This is a genomic window from Thermopolyspora sp. NPDC052614, from assembly GCF_040678635.1.
In the GTDB taxonomy this organism is placed as follows: domain Bacteria; phylum Actinomycetota; class Actinomycetes; order Streptosporangiales; family Streptosporangiaceae; genus Thermopolyspora.
This window is the reverse complement of record NZ_JBFATZ010000007.1, coordinates 283,870-305,546: the sequence shown is the minus strand read 5'-3', so window position 1 is coordinate 305,546 and position 21,677 is coordinate 283,870. Positions and strand designations below refer to the sequence as shown.

General features: G+C 73.8%; 21 protein-coding genes. 3 read left to right on the top strand and 18 right to left on the bottom strand.

The genetic code is table 11. The annotated features are described in order from the left end of the window. Nucleotides 1–4 precede the first annotated feature (4 nt). Together AB0K60_RS18170 and AB0K60_RS18165 are read left to right on the top strand one after the other, a co-directional pair. Complete coding sequence (locus AB0K60_RS18170; protein WP_364055602.1) at nt 5–1,669, top strand: AMP-binding protein; 1,665 nt, start codon at nt 5–7, stop codon at nt 1,667–1,669. A gap of 111 nt (nt 1,670–1,780) precedes the next feature. Beyond that, the gene (locus AB0K60_RS18165; RefSeq protein ID WP_364055599.1) at nt 1,781–2,239 is read left to right on the top strand and encodes a MaoC family dehydratase; all 459 of its coding nucleotides are present in this window, start codon (nt 1,781–1,783) and stop codon (nt 2,237–2,239) included. A gap of 222 nt (nt 2,240–2,461) precedes the next feature. On the opposite strand, the gene AB0K60_RS18160 is transcribed toward AB0K60_RS18165, so the two are convergent. Continuing rightward, the gene (locus tag AB0K60_RS18160; RefSeq protein ID WP_364055596.1) at nt 2,462–3,325 is read right to left on the bottom strand and encodes a PaaX family transcriptional regulator C-terminal domain-containing protein; all 864 of its coding nucleotides are present in this window, start codon (nt 3,323–3,325) and stop codon (nt 2,462–2,464) included. Nucleotides 3,326–3,526: 201 nt separating this feature from the next. Here AB0K60_RS18160 and rraA point away from each other — a divergent pair, with 201 nt between their 5' ends. Further along, entirely contained in the window at nt 3,527–3,997 is a 471-nt protein-coding gene (gene rraA / locus AB0K60_RS18155; protein WP_364055593.1) for a ribonuclease E activity regulator RraA, read from the top strand. 46 nt (nt 3,998–4,043) lie between these two features. Here rraA and AB0K60_RS18150 read toward each other — a convergent pair whose 3' ends face one another. The 17 genes from AB0K60_RS18150 to AB0K60_RS18070 form a co-directional block, all read right to left on the bottom strand. After that, complete coding sequence (locus AB0K60_RS18150; protein ID WP_364055590.1) at nt 4,044–4,448, bottom strand: hypothetical protein; 405 nt, start codon at nt 4,446–4,448, stop codon at nt 4,044–4,046. A gap of 70 nt (nt 4,449–4,518) precedes the next feature. Continuing rightward, on the bottom strand, nt 4,519–5,244 hold the full coding sequence (locus AB0K60_RS18145; RefSeq protein ID WP_364055587.1) for a response regulator transcription factor: 726 nt from the start codon (nt 5,242–5,244) through the stop codon (nt 4,519–4,521). Next, nucleotides 5,214–6,626 carry a hypothetical protein gene (locus AB0K60_RS18140; protein ID WP_364055584.1) on the bottom strand — a complete coding sequence of 471 codons (1,413 nt, stop codon included), beginning with the start codon at nt 6,624–6,626 and terminating at the stop codon, nt 5,214–5,216. The genes AB0K60_RS18145 and AB0K60_RS18140 overlap by 31 nt, the downstream gene beginning before the upstream one ends. A gap of 218 nt (nt 6,627–6,844) precedes the next feature. Continuing rightward, the gene (locus AB0K60_RS18135) at nt 6,845–8,047 is read right to left on the bottom strand and encodes an ATP-binding protein (protein ID WP_364055581.1); all 1,203 of its coding nucleotides are present in this window, start codon (nt 8,045–8,047) and stop codon (nt 6,845–6,847) included. 498 nt (nt 8,048–8,545) lie between these two features. Beyond that, on the bottom strand, nt 8,546–9,331 hold the full coding sequence (locus tag AB0K60_RS18130) for a DUF6390 family protein (RefSeq protein ID WP_364055578.1): 786 nt from the start codon (nt 9,329–9,331) through the stop codon (nt 8,546–8,548). Then, entirely contained in the window at nt 9,328–10,461 is a 1,134-nt protein-coding gene (gene hypD / locus AB0K60_RS18125; RefSeq protein WP_364055575.1) for a hydrogenase formation protein HypD, read from the bottom strand. The genes AB0K60_RS18130 and hypD overlap by 4 nt, the downstream gene beginning before the upstream one ends. Nucleotides 10,462–10,577: 116 nt before the next feature. Then, a complete protein-coding gene (locus AB0K60_RS18120; RefSeq protein WP_364055572.1) occupies nt 10,578–10,850 on the bottom strand; it encodes a HypC/HybG/HupF family hydrogenase formation chaperone in 273 nt (90 codons plus the stop codon). A 47-nt stretch (nt 10,851–10,897) separates the two neighbouring features. Then, entirely contained in the window at nt 10,898–12,067 is a 1,170-nt protein-coding gene (gene hypE / locus AB0K60_RS18115) for a hydrogenase expression/formation protein HypE (protein WP_364055569.1), read from the bottom strand. Nucleotides 12,068–12,575: 508 nt separating this feature from the next. Beyond that, nucleotides 12,576–13,235, bottom strand: coding sequence for an SIS domain-containing protein (locus tag AB0K60_RS18110; RefSeq protein WP_364055566.1), 660 nt, complete (start codon nt 13,233–13,235; stop codon nt 12,576–12,578). Then, nucleotides 13,232–14,113, bottom strand: a complete 882-nt coding sequence (locus AB0K60_RS18105) for a HypC/HybG/HupF family hydrogenase formation chaperone (protein ID WP_364055563.1) — start codon at nt 14,111–14,113, stop codon at nt 13,232–13,234. The genes AB0K60_RS18110 and AB0K60_RS18105 overlap by 4 nt, the downstream gene beginning before the upstream one ends. Before the next feature lie 335 nt (nt 14,114–14,448). Beyond that, the gene (locus AB0K60_RS18100) at nt 14,449–14,715 is read right to left on the bottom strand and encodes a HypC/HybG/HupF family hydrogenase formation chaperone (protein ID WP_364055560.1); all 267 of its coding nucleotides are present in this window, start codon (nt 14,713–14,715) and stop codon (nt 14,449–14,451) included. A gap of 2 nt (nt 14,716–14,717) precedes the next feature. Then, nucleotides 14,718–17,249, bottom strand: a complete 2,532-nt coding sequence (hypF, locus tag AB0K60_RS18095) for a carbamoyltransferase HypF (protein ID WP_364055557.1) — start codon at nt 17,247–17,249, stop codon at nt 14,718–14,720. Nucleotides 17,250–17,278: 29 nt separating this feature from the next. Beyond that, nucleotides 17,279–17,530, bottom strand: coding sequence for a hypothetical protein (locus AB0K60_RS18090; protein ID WP_364055554.1), 252 nt, complete (start codon nt 17,528–17,530; stop codon nt 17,279–17,281). Between the two features lie 89 nt (nt 17,531–17,619). Then, nucleotides 17,620–18,960, bottom strand: a complete 1,341-nt coding sequence (locus tag AB0K60_RS18085) for a hypothetical protein (protein ID WP_364055551.1) — start codon at nt 18,958–18,960, stop codon at nt 17,620–17,622. After that, nucleotides 18,957–19,634, bottom strand: a complete 678-nt coding sequence (locus AB0K60_RS18080) for a NifU family protein (protein ID WP_364055548.1) — start codon at nt 19,632–19,634, stop codon at nt 18,957–18,959. Before AB0K60_RS18080 ends, AB0K60_RS18085 begins: the two co-directional genes overlap by 4 nt. A gap of 301 nt (nt 19,635–19,935) precedes the next feature. After that, complete coding sequence (locus AB0K60_RS18075; RefSeq protein ID WP_364055545.1) at nt 19,936–20,295, bottom strand: hypothetical protein; 360 nt, start codon at nt 20,293–20,295, stop codon at nt 19,936–19,938. 2 nt (nt 20,296–20,297) lie between these two features. Further along, a complete protein-coding gene (locus tag AB0K60_RS18070) occupies nt 20,298–21,557 on the bottom strand; it encodes a hypothetical protein (RefSeq protein ID WP_364055542.1) in 1,260 nt (419 codons plus the stop codon). Between the last annotated feature and the right edge of the window lie 120 nt (nt 21,558–21,677).

The following is a 21,677-nucleotide window of genomic DNA, read 5'->3' as shown; positions in this document are numbered from 1 at the left end:
GGCGATGGCGACCCCCGACGACAACCTCGCCACACTCCTGGAGATCGTGGCGGACGTGGCGGCGGACAGCCCCGCGGTCGTGCATCGCGACACGACCTACAGCTGGACGGAGTTCGAGAACCGCGCCGCCCGGCTGGCGCGGCACCTCGCCGACGCCGGGATCGGCCGGGGGGCGCGGGTGGGTATCGCGCTGTACAACGGCGTCGAGTACCTGGAGGCGGTCTTCGCGCTGATGAAGCTGCGGGCCGTACCGGTGAACGTGAACTACCGGTACCGGGAGCGCGAGCTTCTGGAGATCCTCGGCGACGCCTCCGCCACCGGCCTGATCTTCGACTCGGCGCTCGACGACCGGATGGCCGGGGTCGCCAGGGAGCTGCCCGGCCTGACCGCGCTGCTGCGGCTGGCCTCGCCGGGCCCCGACGGCGAGCCGGCGCCTCCGGTCGGCGACGGCTGGGGGGACCTGAAGCCGGGCGACTACGCGGCGGCGCTGGCGACGGCCGAGCCGATGCCGCGCATCCCGCGCGGCGGCGACGACGAGTGGGTGCTGTTCACCGGCGGCACGACCGGGCGCCCCAAGGGCGTGCGCGCGTCGCACCGCTGGCTGATCGGCGTCGCGGAGAACAACGGCCCCAAGCTGCTGGGCCGTGACGTGCCGGCCGACGTCGCCGACATGGCCGAGTTCGCCCGCGAAAACATGGCGCACCCGCGGCGGCCGATCTCCCTGGTGGCCCCGCCGCTCATCCACGGCACCGGCATGTACTGCGCGCTCGGCACGCTGCTGTGCGGCGGGACCGTGGTGCTGCTGCCCGGGCGCTCGTACCGGCCCGAGGACCTGATGGACGTGGTCGCGCGGTACCGGGTGACGGACGTGTGCCTGGTCGGCGACGCGTTCGCCCGCCCGCTCGCGGACGCGCTCGAGGCGGCCGCGGCGCAGGGACGGCCCGCCGATTTGAGCAGCCTGCGCCGGATCCTGAGCGTGGGCGTGGCGTGGAGTGCGGAGGTCAAGCACCGGCTGCTTGAGCACTGCGACGCGGTGCTGCAGGACAGCGTCGCCGCGTCCGAGGGCGGTCCGTTCGCGATCTCCTACACCAAGCGCGGCGACCGGGCGATCAGCTCGCGGTTCGAGCTGTTCCCGGGGGCGCGGGTCATCACCGAGGACGGCGAGGACGTCGTGCCGGGCTCCGGTCAGGTCGGCTACCTCGCCGCCCCCGCCCCGGAGGACATCGGCTACCTGGGCGACCCGGTCAAGAGCGCCCAGACGTTCCGCATGGTCCGCGGCGAGCGGTACTCGGTGCCGGGCGACATGGCGATCCTGGAGGCCGACGGGTCGCTGATCCTGCTCGGCCGGGACAGCCGGGTGATCAACACCGGCGGCGAGAAGGTCTTCGCCGAGGAGGTGGAGCAGGTCATCTGCGCTCACCCGGACGTGGAGGACGCCAACGTGGTCGGCATGCCCGACGAGCGGTGGGGGCAGCGCATCGTGGCCGTCGTGGCGCTCCGCCCGGGGGCCCAGCTCACCGCCGAGCAGATCCGTGAGCACGTCGGCGCCGAGCTTGCCGACTACAAGCGGCCCCGCCAGGTGGTGTTCGTGCCCGCCATCCAGCGCACCCTCACCGGCAAATCCGATCTGGCCTGGGCCCGCAAGGCCGCCGCGGAAGGCCAGGAGTAGGCCAGGAGTAGGTCGTCCACGCTTCACCCGGCCCCGGCCGTCCCCTCGTCCCCTGCGCGCCCGCGCCGGAGGGGCGGCCGGGGTGGGAACCGTACTAGGAAAGGATCGTTCATGGCAGCCACCACCGCCGTCGGCGTCGAAGGCGTGAAGGCACTCGCCGGTCGGCACGTCGGCTACAGCGAGTGGGTGGAGATCACTCAGGAGCAGGTGAATCTCTTCGCCGACGCCACCGGGGACCACCAGTGGATCCACGTGGACCCCGAGCGCGCCAAGTCGGGGCCGTTCGGCGGGCCGATCGCGCACGGCTACCTCACGCTGTCGCTCACCCCCATGTTCCTCCCGCAGATCATGAAGATCGAGGGCTTCTCCATGGGGGTCAACTACGGGTGTGACCGGGTACGGTTCCCCTCCCCGGTGCCGGTCGGCGGCAAGCTGCGCTGCGGGGCCAAGGTGGAGGAGGTCACCGACGTGCCCGGAGGCGTGCAGGTGGCCCTCACGCTCACCTTCGAGGTGGAGGGCAGGGAGAAGCCGGCCTGCGTCGCCTCCATCATCGTGCGTCACTACCTCTGAGCCGTTCCCTCGTCCGGCTGGGCGGGCGTGCCACGCGACCGCTTCGTCCCAGCGACGGTGCCGGCCCCGGTCATGATCGCCACCCGGATGGCGGAGCATGGCCGGGGCCTTTCTCTGCGGCTCCCTTCGCGCCGGGTGACGTGGGGCGGGCTCAGAGGCCGGCGGCCTGCTCGGGGCCTTTCTCTGCGGCCCCTTCCCCGCGCGCGTCCAGAGGCCGCTTCGTCAGTGGGTGAGGGCGGGCCCCGGCCGCAGCGGGAGGCGGTGCAGGAGGGCGTCGACGACGGGACGTGCCTGCCGCTGCAGCGTCTCGCGGCGGTGCAGGAACAGCTGCTCGGCGCGTACGGCCGGCCAGTCGGCGGGCAGGTGCCGCAGCGGGAGGCGGGGGTCCTGCCGGATGAGCAGCAGCCACTCGGCGGCCATCAGCAGCTGGTGCGACAGCGGGTCGGCGGCTTCCGGGGGCGGCTCGGGCCCGTCCCATCGGCGGAGGAAGTCGCGGTAGCCGCGGGCGATCTCGCGGATGTCCCACGCGTCGGCGATCATGTCGTCGATCTGGGAGGGCCGCAGGGTGGAGGCCCGGAACGCCTTGACGTGGCCGATGACGTCGAGCCCGTCCAGGAGCCGATTCACGTCGACGGCGTGCGGGGCGATCCACAGGCCGTTCTGCAGCAGGCCGAAGCCCGCCCAGGTCAGCCGGCTGCGCAGCAGGTGCCGTTCGGCGCGACGGGTCTCGGGCAGGGAGAAGCCGAGCAGGGTCCAGGTGCCGTCCCAGTCGCGGTTGACCGCGCGGCCCAGGCGCCGCCCTCCCTCCTCAAGGACGGCGGCGGCCTGGTCGGTGAGCGCGAAGTAGACGCGTTTGCCCGAGCGGTGGCGTTCCAGCAGCCCGCGGGCGGTCATCCGGGACAGGGTGGACCGGGCCGCGTGCTCGCCGATCCCCACCCGCCGCAGCACCTCGATGAGGCTGCCGGAGTAGATCGCCTCGTCTCTGCCCAGCATGTAGTGGGCGCAGAAGGTGAGCATGAGCGCCTGCGGACGCCGCCACGGCGCGGGACCGGCCCCCGTGGCTTCGGCGTCCCCGTGGTCGCCCACCCGAGCCTCCCGTAACTTATGCGCTTTCCTGACGGCCGTCACATATTAGCCGAATATAGGCCGTCAACGCCATCACCCGGAGGCATCCGGCCGTCCGTCACCGATGGACCGTTTCGGCCATGCGCACCCCCGGACGGGAGCCGGATCCGCGCCGTCCTAGGATTCGACCAACGGCGGGAACGGCCACCGAAGGAGCCGGATGTGAGCTTCGCGACCGCAGATGTGTACGACGAGCGCGGCGACGACCTCGACTCCTGTGACCTGCAACTGCGCCAGTACGGCGGACGCCGCGCCTTTAGCGGCCGGATCGTCACCGTGCGCTGCCACCAGGACAACGCGCTGCTGAAGTCGGTGCTGTCCGAACCCGGCGAGGGCCGGGTCCTGGTGGTGGACGGCGGCGGCTCGGTGCACACCGCGCTGATGGGCGACGTCATCGCCGGCATGGCGGTCGCCAACGGCTGGTCCGGCGTGATCATCAACGGCGCGGTACGCGACGCGGCCGCCCTGCGCGAGCTGGACCTCGGCATCAAGGCCCTCGGCTCCAACCCGCGTACCAGCACGAAGACCGGCGCGGGCGACCGTGACGTCCCGGTCGCCTTCGGCGGCGTCACCTTCCACCCCGGCGCGGAGCTGTTCAGCGACGACGACGGCATCCTGGTCACCAAGGGCTGACCCCCGGCGCCTCGCCGCGGACCACGCTCACCCGGCGGGGGGCTGATCAGGTTGATCCGGTCGTATCCCAGTGCCTGCCGCGCCGCCTCCAGGTCGTCGCCCGCCGCAGCAGCGAGTAGCCCGTCAGGTCGATGCCCTCGCGCGTCAGCCGCCTGGCGCATTGTCCGAACGCCCCGGCGTAGCGGCGTGCCGACTCCTCGCCGGCGAAGTCGGCCGACCGCCACGGCGCCGACTCCACCTCGGGGCAGTCGAGCCGCACAATTCCGTCCACGCCCCGGTATCCCACGAGGACGACGTAGTGGCGGCCGGTCAGGCGGCTCGCGGTGGGGAAGGACACGTTCGTCCGGCCCGATCCGCCCTCCAGCCGGAAGATCGGCTCCGCCGGGTCGGCTCCGGTGGCCCGGACGCGACGACGGGCAGTCCGATGCCGCCGTCTCACGTCTTGGCTCACGTCTTGGCTCACGTCTTCGGCCGCGTGTCGGGGGCGAATCGCGGCGGTGATCGGCCCGGCGGGCGCGGGTTCACTCCTCCGCGTCGTGCGGGGGCGGCGCGGCGTCGTCGGACGCGAAGGACCGATAGGTGCGGACCTCGTCGGGGCGGATGAGGCCGTCTTCGATGGCGCGCGCGAGAAGGGCGGCCTTGCTCGGGGCCGGGCGGCCGATCTTGGCGTATTTGACGCGGGCGCGGTCGATGTACTGGCGGACGGTGGCCTCGCTGATGCCCATGCGGCGGGCCACCGACGCCTTCGACATCGACTGGAACCACAGCAGCAGGGCGAGGTGCTCGCGTTCGGACAGTTGGGGGCGCTGTGGGCGGGCGTCGGCGAGGAGGGCGTGGGCCATGGTGGGGGTCACGTAGGGGCGGTCGGTGGCGACCGCGACGATGGTCTCCACGCAGTGGTCGGCGCTCTCGTGCTTGGCGATGAAGGCGGCGGCTCCCGCCTCGAGCACGGCCAGCACCGTCTCGGGGTCCCGATGGCCGGAGAAGACGACGACGCGGCGGCCGTCGGCGCACAGGCCGGCGATCCGGTCGACGACCATGACGCCGTTGAGCTCCAGGTCGAGCAGGAGCACGTCGGCGTCGGCACCCGGCCCGGCCAGGACCGCTTCGATCGTGGGCCCGCTGGCCAGCAGTTCGACGCGTCGCTCGGGGTCGCGGTCGAGCCACAGCCGGATGCCGTCCACGGTCACCGGGTGGTCCTCGACCACGGCGAGGGTCACCCGACCGGCCATCTGCTTTGGATCCACAGCGATCGTCCTTCCCGCTGCCAGGTGACGTGTACGCCGTTCCGCACCACCACCGGCGCACCGTCCGTGCCCACACCGCCGTCCGCGGCGCCCATGTCGGCGTCCGTCTCCGAGCCCGTCTCCGAGCCCGTCTCCAAGCCCAGCTCCGTGCCAATCTCCGAGCCCAGTTCCGCACCGCTCACGACCGCGTCCCCCGCTTCGGCGCCGTCCGTGCCCCCGCCGTCCGTGCCCCCGCCGTCCGTGCCCCCGCCGTCCGTGCCCCCGCCGTCCGTGCCCCCGCCGTCCGTGCCCCCGCCGTCCGTGCCCCCGTCGTACGTGCCCCCGTCGTACGTGGCTGTGGTTGGGCCGCCGCCGTCCGCGAACTCGTCGTCCGTGTCGGCCACGACGCTGACGATCACCTCGCGGGGGGTGGCGTAGACCGTGACCCGGGCCTCGGTCCTGGCCGCGCGCAAGGCCCGCGCCGGGGCGTCGGCGAGGGCGTCGGCGACCTCGGGAGGCAGGTCGGGGATGGTGCCGACGGGAGGCTCCATGGTGACCAGGACCCGCCGCCGCTCGGCGTCGGCCACATGGGCGCGCAGGGTCCGCAGCAGCGGTTCGGGCGCGTCGTCGGTCTCGGCCATCAGGCGGCGCAGCCGGGCCGCGCCCACCGCGCAGTCGCGCCGTAACCGCTCGTCGGCCGGGTCCGCGCCATTGGCGATCTCGGTGAGCAGGTCGGCGGCGGCGAGCCGTACGGCCTCGTAGCGGCGCAGCCGGTCGGCGTGGACCAGTTCGGCGCTCCTGCGCGCGGCCTCGGTCTCGGCGCGGCGAGCGGAGGCGTCGGCGGCCCAGCGGGCGGCGGCGTCCAGGGCGTGGCCGCCCACGGCGCCGCCGATCTGCAGGGTGAGGATGCCGACGAGCACCATCAGGTACCGGGCCAGCGCGACCCGGTCGGTGAACCCGGCGGCGATCATCCCGGTCAGGACGATGGCGGCGTCGGCGGCGAGGAACAGGCACAGCTCCCGCACGTGGTGGCGGCGGCGCCAGAACAGGATGACGCCGAGCCAGCCGATCGACCCCCAGCTCCAGTTCAGCGGCCCGGTCACCTGGTCCGGCGGGCAGGCGACGATCGTGGCGACGACGACGGTGAGCGCGGCGACGGCCCAGGCCCATACGGCCCTGATCGGCTTGTCCGAACGCAGCAGCGCGACCGCTGCGGCGACGCCGATGAGCAGGTATCCGGACGAGGCCGCCACGGCGAGCCAGGGATAAAGGTAGCCGGACCAGCCGGTGAGGATGATGGGCAGGTCGTGTCCGAGGTGCCAGCCGGCGGCGACCACAACGGCGCCGACGGTGGCGCCCCGGGCGTACCGGCGGGCGACCAGGATCGCGGGGTCGTCGCTCACGGATTCCGTCCCGGCATGACCGAGGTTCCCATCGGCCGATTCGGCGCGTTCAGCGGCCGTACGCCGCAAACCAGACCGCTCCGGCACCGGACGGATCGAGTCGCCGCTCACGGGCTCCATCCCGCCGTGACCGAGGTTCCCATCGGCCGATTCGGCGCGTTCAGCGGCCGTACGCCGCAGACCCGATTGGTCCGGGGCCGGACGGGTCGGATCGTCGCTCACGGTCGCCACCACAGCGTGACGAGGGTGCCGCCGTCACCCGATTCGACGCGGGCGCCGCCGCCGATCGAATCCATGCGCTCAATGATCGAGCGGCGCAGGCCGTACCTGTCCGAGGGCAGGCGGGCGGGGTCGAAGCCGCTTCCCCGGTCGGCGATCTCGACGCGGATCTCGTCCCCGGTGCGGACCGCGCTGAGGCGGGCGGCATCGACCCCGGCGTGGCGGGCGACGTTGGTGAGGGCCTCGGCGGCGGCGCCGGCGAACGCCTCGGCGACCGGGCCGGGGACGACGAGGGCGGCGAGCTCGGCCGTGACGCGTACGCCGCCGCGGTCGGTTATCTCCCGCAGCCGGGCGTCCAGCCGGACCGGGGACTCGCCAGCTGCCTCGTTCTTCCCGCCGTTCCGGTCCTGGTACGGCACGCCCCGCGCGGCGATCCGCTCCAGTTCCGCCAGGTCGGCGGCGGCCTGGCGGCGCAGCATCGCGGAGCTCGCCGCCACTCCCCCGGCGCCGACCATGGTCAGCATGTTGAGCACGGTGTCGTGCACCCTGCTGTACTGGGCGCGCTCGTCGGCGCGGCGCGCACGCAGCACGGCGGCCTCGGTCGAGGCCCGGCGCAGGCGGCCGAGCGCGACGTCGGCCACGGCGGCCGACCGGCGCAGCAGCGACATCAGCGCCGCCATCGCCGCGACCTGGACCAGGTGGATTGCCGCCGTGGCCGTTCCGGAGGCCAGGCCGGCCAGCTGCGCCCCGGCGAGGTGCGCTCCGGTGACGGCGAGGCCGGCGGGCACGGCGACGCGGGGTCTCCACCCCAGCGCGGCGACGACGATCGTCATGGTGGTCAGCACCGCGATCCAGCTCGCGCCGCCGTCGGCCGCCTCGGGCACGACCAGCCGTCCCTGGGCAAGGCCGAAGCCGGCCGTGACGGCGACCTCACCGAGCACCAGCCGGGTCAGCGGGCCGTACCTGAGCATCCCCAGGATGAAAAGCGCGGTCCACAGCAGGTCGATGGCGACGGCGGGGGCGACCCAGGCCATGGACACCGGCGGCACCGCGCCGAGCAGGGCCGCGGCCGCGGCGGCCAGCCCCTCCGCTCCGCGCATGACGGCACCGCACAGCACGATCATCCGTTGCTGCGCGGCGCGGGCGGGATCGGGGCCTGCGGCGTCCTGGGGAGGGCCGGAGGGTGGGGGACCAGGGACCATGGGGCGTACGGTTCGCGGGCGGGAGATTACACAAAGCGCCCAGTCTAGAACCGCTGGCATGGTTGCTGGTATCGAACGGGACAGGAGGCGGACCCATCGGCGCGGGTTCCGGTGCCGTGACGCGCACCACCCGCATCTGCCCCTCCCACGGGTCCTGTCTCCCGTCCCGCTCGATGGCATCAGCATTCACCCGACGGCCACCCGCGCGCATGACCTCCATTCGGCGGTCATCGCCCACGTTCGCCCATGTGGGATGCGTTCTCAGCCCTTTTGGCCGGGCAGCCCCCGCCGGCGCAGGCGAGACGGTCGCCGCGTGAGGACATCGCGTTCTCAGCCCTCTTGGCCGGGCAGCCCCCGCCGGCGCAGCCGTGACGGTCGCCGCGTGAGGACATCGCGTTCTCAGCCTTCTTGGCCGGGCAGCCCAGCCCGGCCTGTCATGACGCTGACGCGGTCGCGTCGGGACCCTGGGTTTCGGCGCTCGCCCCGGATGCTCGCCGGTCACCGGTGGTCGCGCGCTCCTGCATCGAGGCGGCGGTTGGTGGCTTCGAGCTGCGCCAGGGTCGTACGGCGGAGCCGCTCGGCCTGGTCCTCGGTGAGCCGGTCGGCCACCCGGTCCCAGTGCAGGGCCACGCGTTCGCCCCGCCGTACGCCGGAGACGAAGACGTGCCCGTCGGCGGCGAGTGCGGACTCCTCGGCGCTCGGCTCGGACAGCGACAGGCGGTGGCCGTCCCAGGCGAGGCGGCGGGTGCTGACCAGGACGCGGTCGCCGGGGAGCACCTCCAGCACCGTCCCCCAGGAGATGCGGCATTTGTCCAGGACGCGCAGCGGCTGCTCGTAGTGGCGCTCGCCCAGCAGCCGGGACCAGGGATAGACGCCGAAGACGTGGAAGCAGTGGTTGGGCGCGGCCTCGCCGATGATCTCCGGGGTGAGGTGCCGCCAGTAGTGGCCCGCCTGACGTCCGATGTCGGCGAGCAGCGCCTCGCCGAACACGCGGGCGTCGACCGCGTCGCCGACGCCGCCGCCGAGCCAGTAGGCGTCCACGACCCGGGGATCGAGGGGATCCTCGATCCCCGCCAGCCGGGCCAGGATTCGCAGGTACGGCCACGCACCGCTGAACCCGCGCGCGACCTCCCGCACCTTCGCCGGGTCGCCCGCGCCCGCGCCGCACTCCAGCAGGATCCGCGACTGGGCCGGGCCGCAGTAGCCCAGGTCGTTGGGCGCGTGGGCGTACCGGGCGAACAGCCGCTCCCCCGCGAAGCGCTCGGCCGTGCCCGGGGCGGTCATCGGCCGCCGCTCCGGCCGACGAGCTGGGCGGCCTCGCGGTGCATGCGGCCGTAGTTGTAGTAGGCGGCGCAGGCGCCCTCGGGGGAGACCATGCAGGTGCCGATGGGGGTCTCCGGGGTGCAGGCGGTGCCGAAGACCTTGCACTCCCAGGGCTTGATGACGCCCTTGAGCACCTCGCCGCACTGGCACGCCTTGGGGTCGGCGACGCGTACGCCCGGCATGTCGAAGCGGAGCTCGGCGTCGAAGCGGGCGTAGTCGGGGGCGAGCTTGAGCGCGCTCTGCGAGATGAAGCCGAGGCCGCGCCACTCGAAGTGCGGGCGCAGCTCGAACACCTGGCTCATCAGGGTCAGGGCCTGCGGGTTGCCCTCGTCCCTGACCACGCGGCCGTACTGGTTCTCCACCTCGCAGCGGCCCTCGCGGATCTGCCGCAGCAGCATGGCCACGGCGGCCAGGATGTCCAGGGGCTCGAAGCCGGCCACGACCAGCGGCTTGCCGTACACCTGGGGGACGAATCGGTACGGACGGGTGCCGACGACGGTGGAGACGTGGCCGGGGCCGAGGAAGCCGGACAGGCGCAGGTCCGGCGACTCCAGGATGGCCTTGATCGGCGGGACGATCGTGACGTGGTTGCAGAAGACGCTGAAGTTGTCCAGGCCGAGCTCGCGGGCGCGGACCAGGGTGACGGCGGTGGACGGGGCGGTGGTCTCGAAGCCGACGGCGAAGAACACCACGTGTTTGCCGGGGTTGTCGGCGGCGATGCGCATGGCGTCCAGCGGCGAGTACACGAAGCGCACGTCGGCGCCGCGGGCCTTGGCCTCCAGGAGGCTGCCGCGGCTGCCGGGGACGCGCATCATGTCGCCGAACGTCGTGAAGATCACGTCGGGCTGCTCGGCGAGCCACAGGGCGTCGTCGACCCGGCCCATCGGGATCACGCACACCGGGCAGCCGGGGCCGTGCACCAGCTCGACCGACTCGGGCAGCAGGTGCTCGATGCCGTGGCGGTAGATGGTATGGGTGTGACCGCCGCACACCTCCATGAACTTGAAGTGGTCCGAGCCCGCCAGCTCGGTGATGGCGGCGACCAGTGCGCGCGCTGCCGCGGGGTCGCGGAACTCGTCCACGAAGCGCATCGGCGTGTCCTTCCCGTGGTGCCTACCGGCCGGCCCCGACGGACCGGGCCCGGACGGTGTTCTCGTCGTCGTTCTCGTCGTCGTTCTCGTCGTTGTGGTTGATCAGGTGGGGGCGCTCACACGATCGACGTGGAGTCGAACGCCTCCAGCTCATCGGTGTAGGCCTGGCCGAGTCTCTTCATGGCGGCCAGGGTCAGCGCCGCCTCCTCCTCGTCGATCTTCGCCATGGCGAATCCCACGTGCACCAGCACCCAGTCGCCGGTGCGCAGTTCCTCGTCGGCGAGCAGCCGCACGCTGATCGTCCGGCGTACGCCGCTGACCTCGACCTTGGCCAGCGACTGCTCGACGTCGACGATCTCGACGACCTGGCCGGGAATTCCCAAACACATGTGAGGCTCTCTTTCCTGCCTGGTACGGCCCTGCCCGATGGGCGCGGCTAGCAGATGCGCGGCAGCGGATCGCCGACCAGCATGTCCACGATCCGGGTCCCGCCGAAGTCGGTGCGCAGCGCCACGGTGGCGGCGGGCGAGTCGACGATCTCCCCGACGACGGCGGCTCCCGCGCCCAGCGGGTGGCCGCGCAGCGCGGCCAGCGCGGCGTCGGCCTCCTCGGCCGCGACGACCGCCAGGAGCCGGCCCTCGCAGGCCACGTACAGCGGGTCGATGCCGAGCATCTCGCAGGCCCCCAGCACGTCGGGCGCGACCGGCAGCGCGGGCTCCTCCAGGACGACGCCGAGGCCGGTGTCCTGGGCCAGCTCGTTGCAGACCGTGCCGACGCCGCCCCGGGTCGGGTCGCGCAGCCAGCGGGTGGCCGGCGCGGCCGCCAGCAGGGCCTCGGCCAGGGCGTTCACGGGCGCGGTGTCGGAGGTGATGTCGCTCTCGATGCCGAGGTCGCCGCGGGCCAGCAGCACGGCCATGCCGTGGTCGCCGATCGTGCCGGACAGCAGCACGCGGTCGCCGGGCCGTACGCGGTCGGCCGACAAGCGCCGCCCCGCCGGGACGAGGCCCACCCCGGCGGTGGTGATGAACAGGCCGTCGGCCGCGCCGGACGCGACCACCTTGGTGTCCCCGGTGACGACCTGCACTCCGGCGGCGCGGGCCGCCTCGGCCATGTCGGCGGCGATGCCGCGCAGGTCCTCGATCGGGAAACCCTCCTCGATCACGAACGCCGCCGAGATCCACGACGGCCGGGCGCCCATCATCGTCAGGTCGTTCACGGTCCCGTGGATCGCCAGGTGGCCGATGGAGCCGCCGGGGAACCGCAGCGGGTGCACCACGAACGAGTCGGTGCTGAACGCGAGCGTCTCCCCCGACGGCAGCGGCAGCACCGCGCCGTCGCCGCGCCGTTCCAGCTCGTCGTTGCGGAACGCCTCGACGAACACCGCGTCCACGAGCGCCGCCGAGGCCTTGCCGCCCGCGCCGTGCGCGAGCGTCACCACCTCGTCGAGCAGCCGCGGCCTGCGCCTCCGGAACGCGTCAATGCGCTCCAGCACCTGATCCTCCCGAAACGACGGCCCGCGCCGCTCGCCGCCCGCTCCATTCACGCCGACGATCGCCGCAGCACCCTCCGCGCCCTCGACGCCCTGGTGATCCGCCCGGTAATCCACGTTCCGCCTCACCATCCGGCCGTTGGCCCTCTCACCACTCACATCGCACCCCGTCCGTCCCCCGTGAGCCCCTGCGAGGCCCCCTGCGAGCCTCCCAAGGCACCCTCGGCACCCTGGCGGCCCGCCCGGTAATCCACGTCCCGCCTCACCATCCGGCCGTTGGCCCTCTCACCACTCACATCGCACCCCGTCCGTCCCCTGCGAGGTTCACTGCCAGGTCCCTGCGAGCCGCCCAGAGCCCGCGCCACCTGCCGCCGTCTTCTCGTCACGCCACGGGCCGACGGGCCTCCGGCCGTTGCACGGCGCATGCCCGCGCGGCCATCCGCCCTCGCATCGCTCGCTCCGGGCACCGCGCCTGTCGTCCGCTCGCCACCGTCGGAGCACCCGGTTACGCCTACCCGGCCGTCCAGCCGTCCACCGTGACACCGCTCACGCCGGGCACCGCCCCTGTCGCCCGCTCGCCGCCGCCTCTCGCCGCTCGCGCGGGCCTGCGGCATCCCCTCGCGTGTCACCGGGATCCTCCCGCCGTCAGGTGGTCGTGTACGGCGGCCCAGAGTTGGTAGCCCAGCAGGGCCTGGGACTCCTGGATGCGGTGCACGCTCTGGGAGCGGACGACGAAGCAGACGTCCACGTCGCCGCCGGAGGCGAAGGAGCCGCCGTCGTAGCCCGCGAAGCCGATCGTGAACAGCCCGCGGCGCTTGGCCTCGGCCAGTGCCGTGGTCAGGTCGGCGGAATCGCCGCTGGTGGACAGGGCCACCGCGATGTCGCCGGGCCGGGCGCGGGCGATGAGCTGGCGGGAGAACACCAGGTCGAAGCCGACGTCGTTGCCGAGGGCGGTGACCACGGCCTGGTCGGCGGCGAGGGACCACGCCGGGAGCGGCCTGCCGTACGGGGGGTGGGAGAACAGCGCGGCGAGGGTGGCGGCGTCGGTGGAGCTGCCGCCGTTGCCGAAGGTGTACATCCGGCCCCCGGCCGCGAACCGGCGCGCCATCTCGGCCCCGGCGGTCTCGATGCGGTCCGCGCATTCGGCCAGGGTGCGGCGGCGCAGCGCCGCGCTCTCGGCGGCCTTGGCGCGGGCCGATTCGGCGAGGTCGGCGAGCAGCGACGCGGCGTCGCGCTCCTCGGCCTCCAGGAAGGGATACAGGAATCCGGTGTTCTCCTGGCTCATCGCGTACCGTCCTCGTGGATCCGGGTGATGGCCGCGCCCGCGTGGACGAGCAGCAGGTCGCCGGGCTCGACCGGGCCGACGAGCAGGGTGTCCACGGATTCCTCGCCGTTCGCGGTGCGCACCAGCGTGCCGCCGTCGGCCGCGCCGAGCGGGGCGATCACCTCGGCGAGGCGTCCCTCGTCGCCGCACGTGATGCACACCTCGTCGGTGCACTCCACGTCGGGACCGCTGAGCAGGCCGGGGTGTTCGAAGCAGACGTGGGTGAGCTCCCACAGCAGGTGGTACAGGAGCACGAAGCGGCCGGTCGCGGGCACCAACGGGTCCGGGTCGTCGAGCCAGAGCACGTGGTCGGCGGCGCCCGCCGGGGGCCGGGGACCGTTGCCGATCCACAGCGTGGTCGCGCCCCAGGCAGGCGCGCGGCGCGTGATCGAGGCCACGTCCGGGTCGGATTCGGCGGCGACGGCGAGGATCACGTCGCCCGGCCGTACGGCGAGGCGGGCCGTGTCCACCAGGCCGGGTCCGGTGAGCGCGACGGCGGGCAGCGCCCGCTTGCCGACGATGACCGGATGCACGAACTCCACGGCCACGTGGTGGGCGTGCGGCTCCCACGCGGGCGCGACGCACCAGAGCGTGGCCCCCGCCGCGAACCGGCGGGCCAGCGTCAGCGCGGCGGCGGCGAGATCCTTGGCGAGGCTTTCGTCCAGCAGGACCTCCGCCCGGTCGTCGGCGGGGGCACGGCCGGCCCGGCCGCCTTCACTCAGCGGGCCGCCCACCCGATCGCCGACCAGGGCACCATCACCCCGACCGCCTCCACTCGGCGGGTCACCCACCCGATCGTCGGCGGGGGCACGGTCGGCCCGGCCGCCTTCACTCGGCACGCCTCCCGCCTGATCGCCGACCAAGGCACGATTAGCCCAACCGCCTTCACGCGGCGGGTCGCCCACCCGATCGCCGACCAGGGCACCATCACCCCGACCGCCTTCACTCAGCGGGTCGCCCGTCCTGTGATCGGCGGAGGCGTGGCCGGTCACGTTCAGTGGCCCGTTCACCTGTAGGTCCACGGTTTCGCCACCTTCCCTGCCGTTCGTTGACGCGCTCATGGCGGTGCCGCCTCGTGCTCTCCCCGTCGCCGCGTTCAGGGTGCCGTCCGTACCGTCATGGGTGCCCGATTCTTCAAGAGGGGGCGCGGCGGGCGTCCGCCGGGCTGCGGCGCTCATGAGGCCGCCCGTTCGGCCTGGCGCTCGGGGGGAGTCGCCAGGATGGCGTACTCGCGCATGACCTCAAGGGTGGTGAGGGCCTCTTTCTCGTCCAGGCGGGTGAGGGCGAAGCCCGCGTGGACGAGGGTGTAGTCGCCGACCTTCAGGTCGGGCAGGTACGCCAGGCACACCTTCCTCACCTCACCGGCGAAGTCGGCGTGGGCCATGACGGTCCCGCTCTCGTCCCAGACTTCGACGATTTTTCCTGGGATTCCCAGACACATCGTCATTCCTCCTTCGCGTTCACCCGCAGCGCCGCCACGGCCGCCTGGCCGAGGGCGAGGCCGCCGTCGTTCGGGGGCACGACCCGGTGGGTCAGCACCTCGAAGCCCTCCGCCGCCAGCCGATCCCGGCAGGCCCGCAGCAGCAGCACGTTCTGGAACACTCCCCCGGTCAGCCCGGCGAGCCGGATGCCCCGCGCCGCGCCGATCGCCGTCACCGCCTCCGCGACCGCGTCGGCGACCGCGTGGTGGAAGTCCGCCGCCAGGTCCGCGACGGGCACACCGGCGCGCAGCCCGGCGACCAGCCCGGTGAACAAGGGGGCGGGATCGAGCACGCCGTCCGCCCCGACCTCGATGCGCAGCGTCCGGCTCGCCACCATGCCCGGCCGATGCGCCGCGCCTGGTGCTCCGGTCTGCCCCTCTTCCTCCCCCGGTCCGTACGCCACAGCCGCGTGCGGCGACGTTCCGGTCCCAGGGCCGGTCCGCGTCGCGGCGACCGGATCACCGGCGGCACCGGACGCCCTGTCCTGCGACGCGCCGACGGCCGCGCCGCCCGCGGTGGCGGCCAGCGCCTCCAGTTCGATCGCCGCCTGGCCCTCGTACGTGATGCGGTGGCGGACGCCCAGCAAAGAGGAGACCGCGTCGAACAGGCGGCCCATGCTGGTGCATTCGGCGCAGCCGAAACCGCCGGTGAGCTGGGCGTGGAGCACGCGCAGCTCGACCGGTTCGCAGGCGGCGACCGGTGGCAGGTCGGGCGTCCACTCGATGCCCGCAGCGCGCAGGTGGGACAGCGCCATGCGGCAGGGGTTGCGGACTCCGGCGTCCCCTCCCGGCAGCGGTACGGCCCGCAGGTGGGCGGCCCGGGTGAAGCGGTGGCCGTCGCGGCCCAGCAGCAGCACCTCGCCGCCCCAGACCGCGCCGTCGAGGCCGTGGCCGGTGCCGTCGAAGGTGACGGCGATGAACGGCTCGCCGAGGCGGCCGTGCTCGGCGAGCAGGGACACCGCGTGCGCGTGATGGTGCTGGACCAGGTGGAGCGGGCGGCCCCTGGCGTTGCGTTCGGCCCAGTCGCGGGTGAGGTAGCCGGGGTGGGTGTCGGCGGCCAGGTGGGCCGGGCGCACGCCGTACAGGGTGGTGAGCTGGGCGGTGGCGCGTTCGAAGGCGGTCAGGGTCTCCAGGCTGCCCATGTCGCCGACGTGCGCGGAGGCGAAGGCGTGCTCGCCGGCGACGACGCAGAAGGTGTTCTTCAGCTCGCCGCCGACGGCGAGGATCGGCTCGGCCGCGTCGGGGAGGCGTACCGGCGTCGGGGCGTAGCCGCGGGAGCGGCGGATCGGCAGCTCGTGGTCGTCCACCACGCGTACCACCGAGTCGTCGCACGGCACGTGGATCGGACGGTCGTGGGTGAGCAGCGCGTCGGCGAGCCGGGGCAGGCGGGTGCGGGCGTCGGCGTCGTCGAAGCAGATCGGCTCGTCGGAGATGTTCGCGCTGGTGAGCACCAGGGCGTCCGGCACCGGACCGGGGGCGCCCGGCACCAGGGCGAACAGCAGGTGGTGCAGCGGCGAGTTGGGCAGCATCACGCCGATCAGGGGGTTGCCCGGCGCGACCTGCTCGGCGACCGGCGCGTCGGCAAGACGGCGCAGCAGGACGATGGGCCGGGCGGGCCCGGTCAGCGCGGCCTCCTCGGCCGGGCCGATCTCGGCCAGCCGCCGCGCCGCGTCCAGATCCCGCGCCATCACCGCGAACGCCTTGCCCGCCCGCGCCTTCCGCTCGCGCAGCACCCCGACCGCACGCTCGTCGTCGGCCAGGCACGCCAGGTGATAGCCGCCGATCCCCTTGACCGCCACGACCAGCCCGTCCGCCAGCGCCCGATGCGCGGCGGCCAGCGCGGCGTCGGTGTCGACTTCGGTGCCGATGTCGGTGAGGGCTTTCCCGTCCCGCCGGTACGGCAGGCGGATGAACGACAGGCGGGGGCCGCAGTCGGGACAGCACACCGGCTGGGCGTGGAAGCGCCGGTCGGCGGGGTCGTGGTATTCGACCGCGCACGCATCGCACATCGGGAAGCCGGCCATGGTCGTGGCGGCCCGGTCGTAGGGCAGCTCGCGGATGATGGAGAAGCGCGGCCCGCAGTTGGTGCAGGTGATGAACGGGTGCCGGTAGCGCCGGTCGCGCGGGTCGAACAGCTCGCGGACGCAGTCGTCGCAGGGGGCGACGTCCGGCGGGACGAGCGTCCGCGCGCCCTCGGCGTCGCGGCTGGCGGCGATGCGGAAGCCCTGGTCACCGGGGAGCGGCGGGATCTCTTCGGCGTGTACGGCGGTGATCCTGGCCAGGGGCGGCGCGTCCGCCCGCAGTCGCCACAGGAACGCCTCGACGTCCCGTTCCGAGCCCTGGATCTCGATGAACACCGCCCGAGCGTCGTTGCCGACGAATCCGGCGATGCCGAACTCGGTCGCCAGCCGGTAGACGAAAGGCCGGAATCCGACCCCCTGCACGATGCCCTCGACCGTGACCCGCCGCCGACACAGCGCGGCGGACCTGTTCATGAACGCCGAAGACGTGCGCGTCCCGTTCATCACCGTCCCCCGACCAGTTCGCGATCGCCACGATGTCCGGAAATCACCGGCATCGCCGTGCCGTGCGCCGACCCCGCCGCCGTGGCCTCGCGCCCGTCCGTAATCCCCGCCTCGGCCCTGGCCCTGATCCCGGTCCTGGCCCCGGCCCTGGTCCTGACCTCGGCCCCGGTCCTGATCCCGGCCTCGGCCCTGATCCCGGCCCTGGTCCCGGTCTCGGTCTCGGTCCTGGTCTCGGTCCTGGCCCCGGCCATTGCCCTAATCGCGGCACTGTTGACCCTAACCCGGCGAAGTGGCTGGTCAGCGCATCGACGCGCGACCCTCGGGCGCTCAGGTGTCCGATTCATCCGCGCCGCCAAAGCACCACGCGGTTGTTGCCCGAGTCGGCCACCGCGAGTGTGTCGCCGTGCAGGCACAGCCCGTACGGCCAGCACAGGCTGTCGCGTTCGACCATGGCCCACCGGTTCTCGCCGTTGGCCGTGAAGGAGGGCTGGCCGAGTACCGCGTCGGCCGGTCCTCCGTTGACGGACGGATTCTCCCACAGCAGGACCCGGTTGTTGGCGGTGTCGGCGACGGCCAGCCGTACGGGGGCGGGCGAACCGTCCCGGTGGGCGCGGGCGGCGGCCTCCGCCCCCGGCCCGGCGTCGGCGTCCCGGGCGGCGGCACCGGAGGCCGCACTGGGAGGCGCGTCGGGGGCGGCGGTCGGTGTCGGGGCGTCGCCCGTACCGGCCGCCGGGGCCTGGCCGACCGAGGCCGCGTACGGGAAGCGCAGGCGGTCGGCGCGCTGCGGCGCGTACGGGAATTCGGTGGCGCTGTGGAAGTCCGGTTGGCCGAGCACCAGGTCGGCGGGGCGGTCCTCGCCGGGGTGGGGGCGCCAGCCGAGCAGGCGGTGGTCGCCCGCGTCGGCGACGAGCAGCGTGTCCGCCGTACCGGTGATGTCGTGCGGCCAGCGGAAGCTGCTCGGGCCGACGCCGTCGCCGCGGTTCTCCTCCCGCTGCCCCGGCCCCGGCTGTCCGAGCACCAGGTCGGCGGGGCGGTCGGGAGATTCGGGGATGCCGTCCGCCCAGCCGAGCACCCGCCGGTTGCCGGTGTCGGCCACGTAGAAGCGGCCGTCCACGACGCCCACCCCGTAGGGCCAGTACATCGTGGCGGCCGAGCACTCCCCGCCCCTGTTGGGCCTCGTCTCGGTGAGATCGCGCTGGCCGAGCACGAGGTCCGGCGGCTGCCCGGGGCGGGACGGCACCTGATCCCACACGAGGATCCGGTGGTGCCAGGCGTCGGCGACCACCAGCCGCCCGTCGTGGATCAGGACGCCGGTCGGCAGGTGCACGCCGTGCTCGGGTCCGCGCCCGCCCGCCGCCGGCCCTTCGCTCTCGCCGTCGGGCTGGCCGAGGACCACGTCGGCCGCCTGCTCGTCGCGGTCGGGCACGCCATGCCAGATCAGCACGCGGTGGTTGCCCGAGTCGGCCACCACCAGATGCCGGTCGTCGAGGAAGACGCCCCGCGGGGAGTACAGCCAGGACATGGTCGGGTGGGCGGCGGGAAGGGCGAGCCCGCCGGGCGCGGGCGCGCCGAGCCAGGTGCTCGCCCGCCAGCCGCCCGTGAGGTCGGCCGGTGCCGCGGCCGGGTCCGTGTCGCGGACGGGCCGTCCGGGGGTCTGGACGGAGACCCGTACGACGCTCATCGGGTGGCCCCGCCCGTTCCATTGTCGGAAACACCGGATGTATCCGCACCTGGGCCGCGCCCGATGGCGGTCAGGGGGATGAAAGTCGGCGTCGGCTCGGCGGGCAGCACCTCCACACGGCTGATCGCGCCGACGCGTTCGGTCAGGACCGTCGCCACCCGCTCCGCCAGATCCGGCGCGGCACTGGAGCACCCCCGGGACGCGCCTTCGACCCGGATGTACGCCACGCCGTCCTCGATACGGACAAGCTCGGCGTCGCTGTTCTGCGACCGCATCCAGGGGCGAATCCCGGCGAGGACCCGGGTGGCCTCGGTGACCGGGTCGGGGCGGATGATGCCGTGCAGCATCAGCAGCATGCGAACCTCGGGCTCGTCCACCAGTTCGAACAGCAGCTCACGGGCCCGGTCGTCGGCGCGCATCCGGCGTACGATCGTGACGAGCCCGGCCCGGTGCACAGCCTCCACCGCCCGCCTGAGCTCCTCGGCGGCCTCCCGGGCGGGACCGTCCAGCTCCGCGACGCGCCGCACCGCCTCGTCGACCTTCCCGGCAAGCTCCCGCAACGCGTCCGTCTCGCCCGGCGCGGACCGCTCGCCGCTCTCCCCGGCGGGCGGGGCCGAGGACGACGTGGGAAGGCCACGCGCGGCACCCTCGCTCCCCGTCTGTCCGGCTTGCACCCGCGAAGACGCCGTTTCGCCGGAAGAAGGCACCGTGCCACTGCCCCCGGCGGGCACGGCCGAGGAGGACGTGGGAAGACCACGCGCGGCACCCCCACCCCCCATCTGACCGGCTTGCACCCCCGAAGACGCCGTTTCGCCGGAAGAAGGCACCGTACCGCTGCCCCGGGGCGGCGCGGCCGAGGAGGACGTGGAGGCGTCCTGGACCGCGGCCACGGAATCGGCATCGTCCGATGGGGAGCCGCCGGTCAGTGGAACGGTCGGAAGCGGTCGGTGGGCTGCAGTGGTCATGGGGTTGTCCTCATCCGTATCGCTCGGCCCGGTCAAGCGCCTCGGTGACCTTGGCGGTCAGCAGGTCGGCGAAGGCCGTCTTGGCGAGCCGTACCAGGACGTCGGAGACGCTGCCCGTGTCCTCGACGGTCACTTGGCGTTTGCGCAGGGCGCGAAGCACGAAGGCGGCGCCGTCCACATCGTCGAGGCAGAACTCGGCGAACAGCGCGTCCACGTAGTCGCCCAGCCAGACCCCCTCGCCGTGCGGATTCTCCCGCAGCCTCTGCAGGGCCTCGGCGTGGCCGCCGCAGCGCTGGACGGCGCGCTCGGCGAGGCGGTCGGCGGCGGTGAGCAGCAGCGCGTCGAACTGCTGGCGCTGATAGGTGTCCACGGTCAGCCTCTCGCCTTGATCAGGGCGGTCTGCCGGGCGATGCCGTCGAGCACGTCGCGTACGGTGCGCACCGCGTCCACGTCGCCGCCCTCCTCGAACAGATAGCGCGCCTCGGCGAGCTTGGCCCTGGCGTGGTCGAACATGCCGAGGTGGGCCAGGGCGTTGCCCTGGTTGGCCAGGACGCGTGCGCGGCCAAGGGGATCCTGCTCGCGGGGTCGGGCCTCCAGCACGGCCTCGTACAGTTCGACGGCCTCGACGAGGTTGTCGGCCTGGTGGCCGGAGGGGGCGTAGACCAGGGCGTTGGCGAGGTTGAGCTGCGCGCCGGCCCACTCGACGGGGTGGGTTTCACGGGTGTAGATCTTCAGCGCCGACCGCAGCGACCGCACCGCGATCGCGACCCTCAGCCGGTCGGACGCCTCGCGCATCGGCATGGTCAGGTACGCGGTGGCGAGGTTGACGTGCGCGGCCGCCCACACCTCGGGTGCCTCGTCGGAGGTGACCAGCCGCAGCGCCGCCTGATAGTGCGGCACGGCCCGGCTCAGCAGGTCGGGACGGTCTCCCGCCGACTCGTGCAGGGTGAGCGCCAGGGTGAGGTGCGCCTCCGCCCGGCCGACGCGCAGATCGGTGCCGTCGAGCAGCCGCAGCGCCCGTTCCAGCATGGCGATCACCTCGGGCCCCGGTCCCTCGGCGTCCTTGCGGATGCCGGCCGCGGCGGCGAGCAGCACCCCGGCGAGCGGGGCGGCCTCCTCGGGGGCCTTCCCGACGGCCTCCTCCAGCAGCCGGACCGCCCGTGCCGGGTCGCCCTGGTCCATCGCGTGGCCGGCCCGCGCCGCCAGCGCCAGCGCGGCGATCTCGCCGTCGGCCGCCCCTGGCTCGGGCGGCTCGGCCGCGCGTCCGACCGTGAACGCCACCACGTCCGCCAGAACCCCGTACGGCTCGCCGAGGTCGCGCCGCAGCAGGGCCGGATCCTCCGCCTCGGGGTCCATGACGAAGCGGTTGTACCTGGTCACCGGGTCGTCCCCGGTGAGGTGGGCGAGCGCGCCGGCGACGTCCCCGGCGAGCGCGAGTTCGTGGGCGCGCAGCGCCTCGGGCCAGCGGCCGGGCAGCCGTCCGGCCACCAGGTCGCGCCGGGCCTCTTCGGTGTCCTCACCGCCCGGGACGAGCAGGTAGCCCGCCGGGAGGGGAAAGGCCCCGAGCGGCTGCGGCCGGGCGGGCGGCGGCGACCCGCTCCCGTTGGTCGCGGGGGTGGTTCGCTCAGCCATCGCAGGTCCCTTTCACATCACGTTCCGCAATCCACCGACGCCGGGCCGCGGTCCCGGTCCGCCGGAGGTGTTCTGCTGCCGGGCCCGGCCGTTGTCCCGCCCTCTCCCATCGCGTTCGGC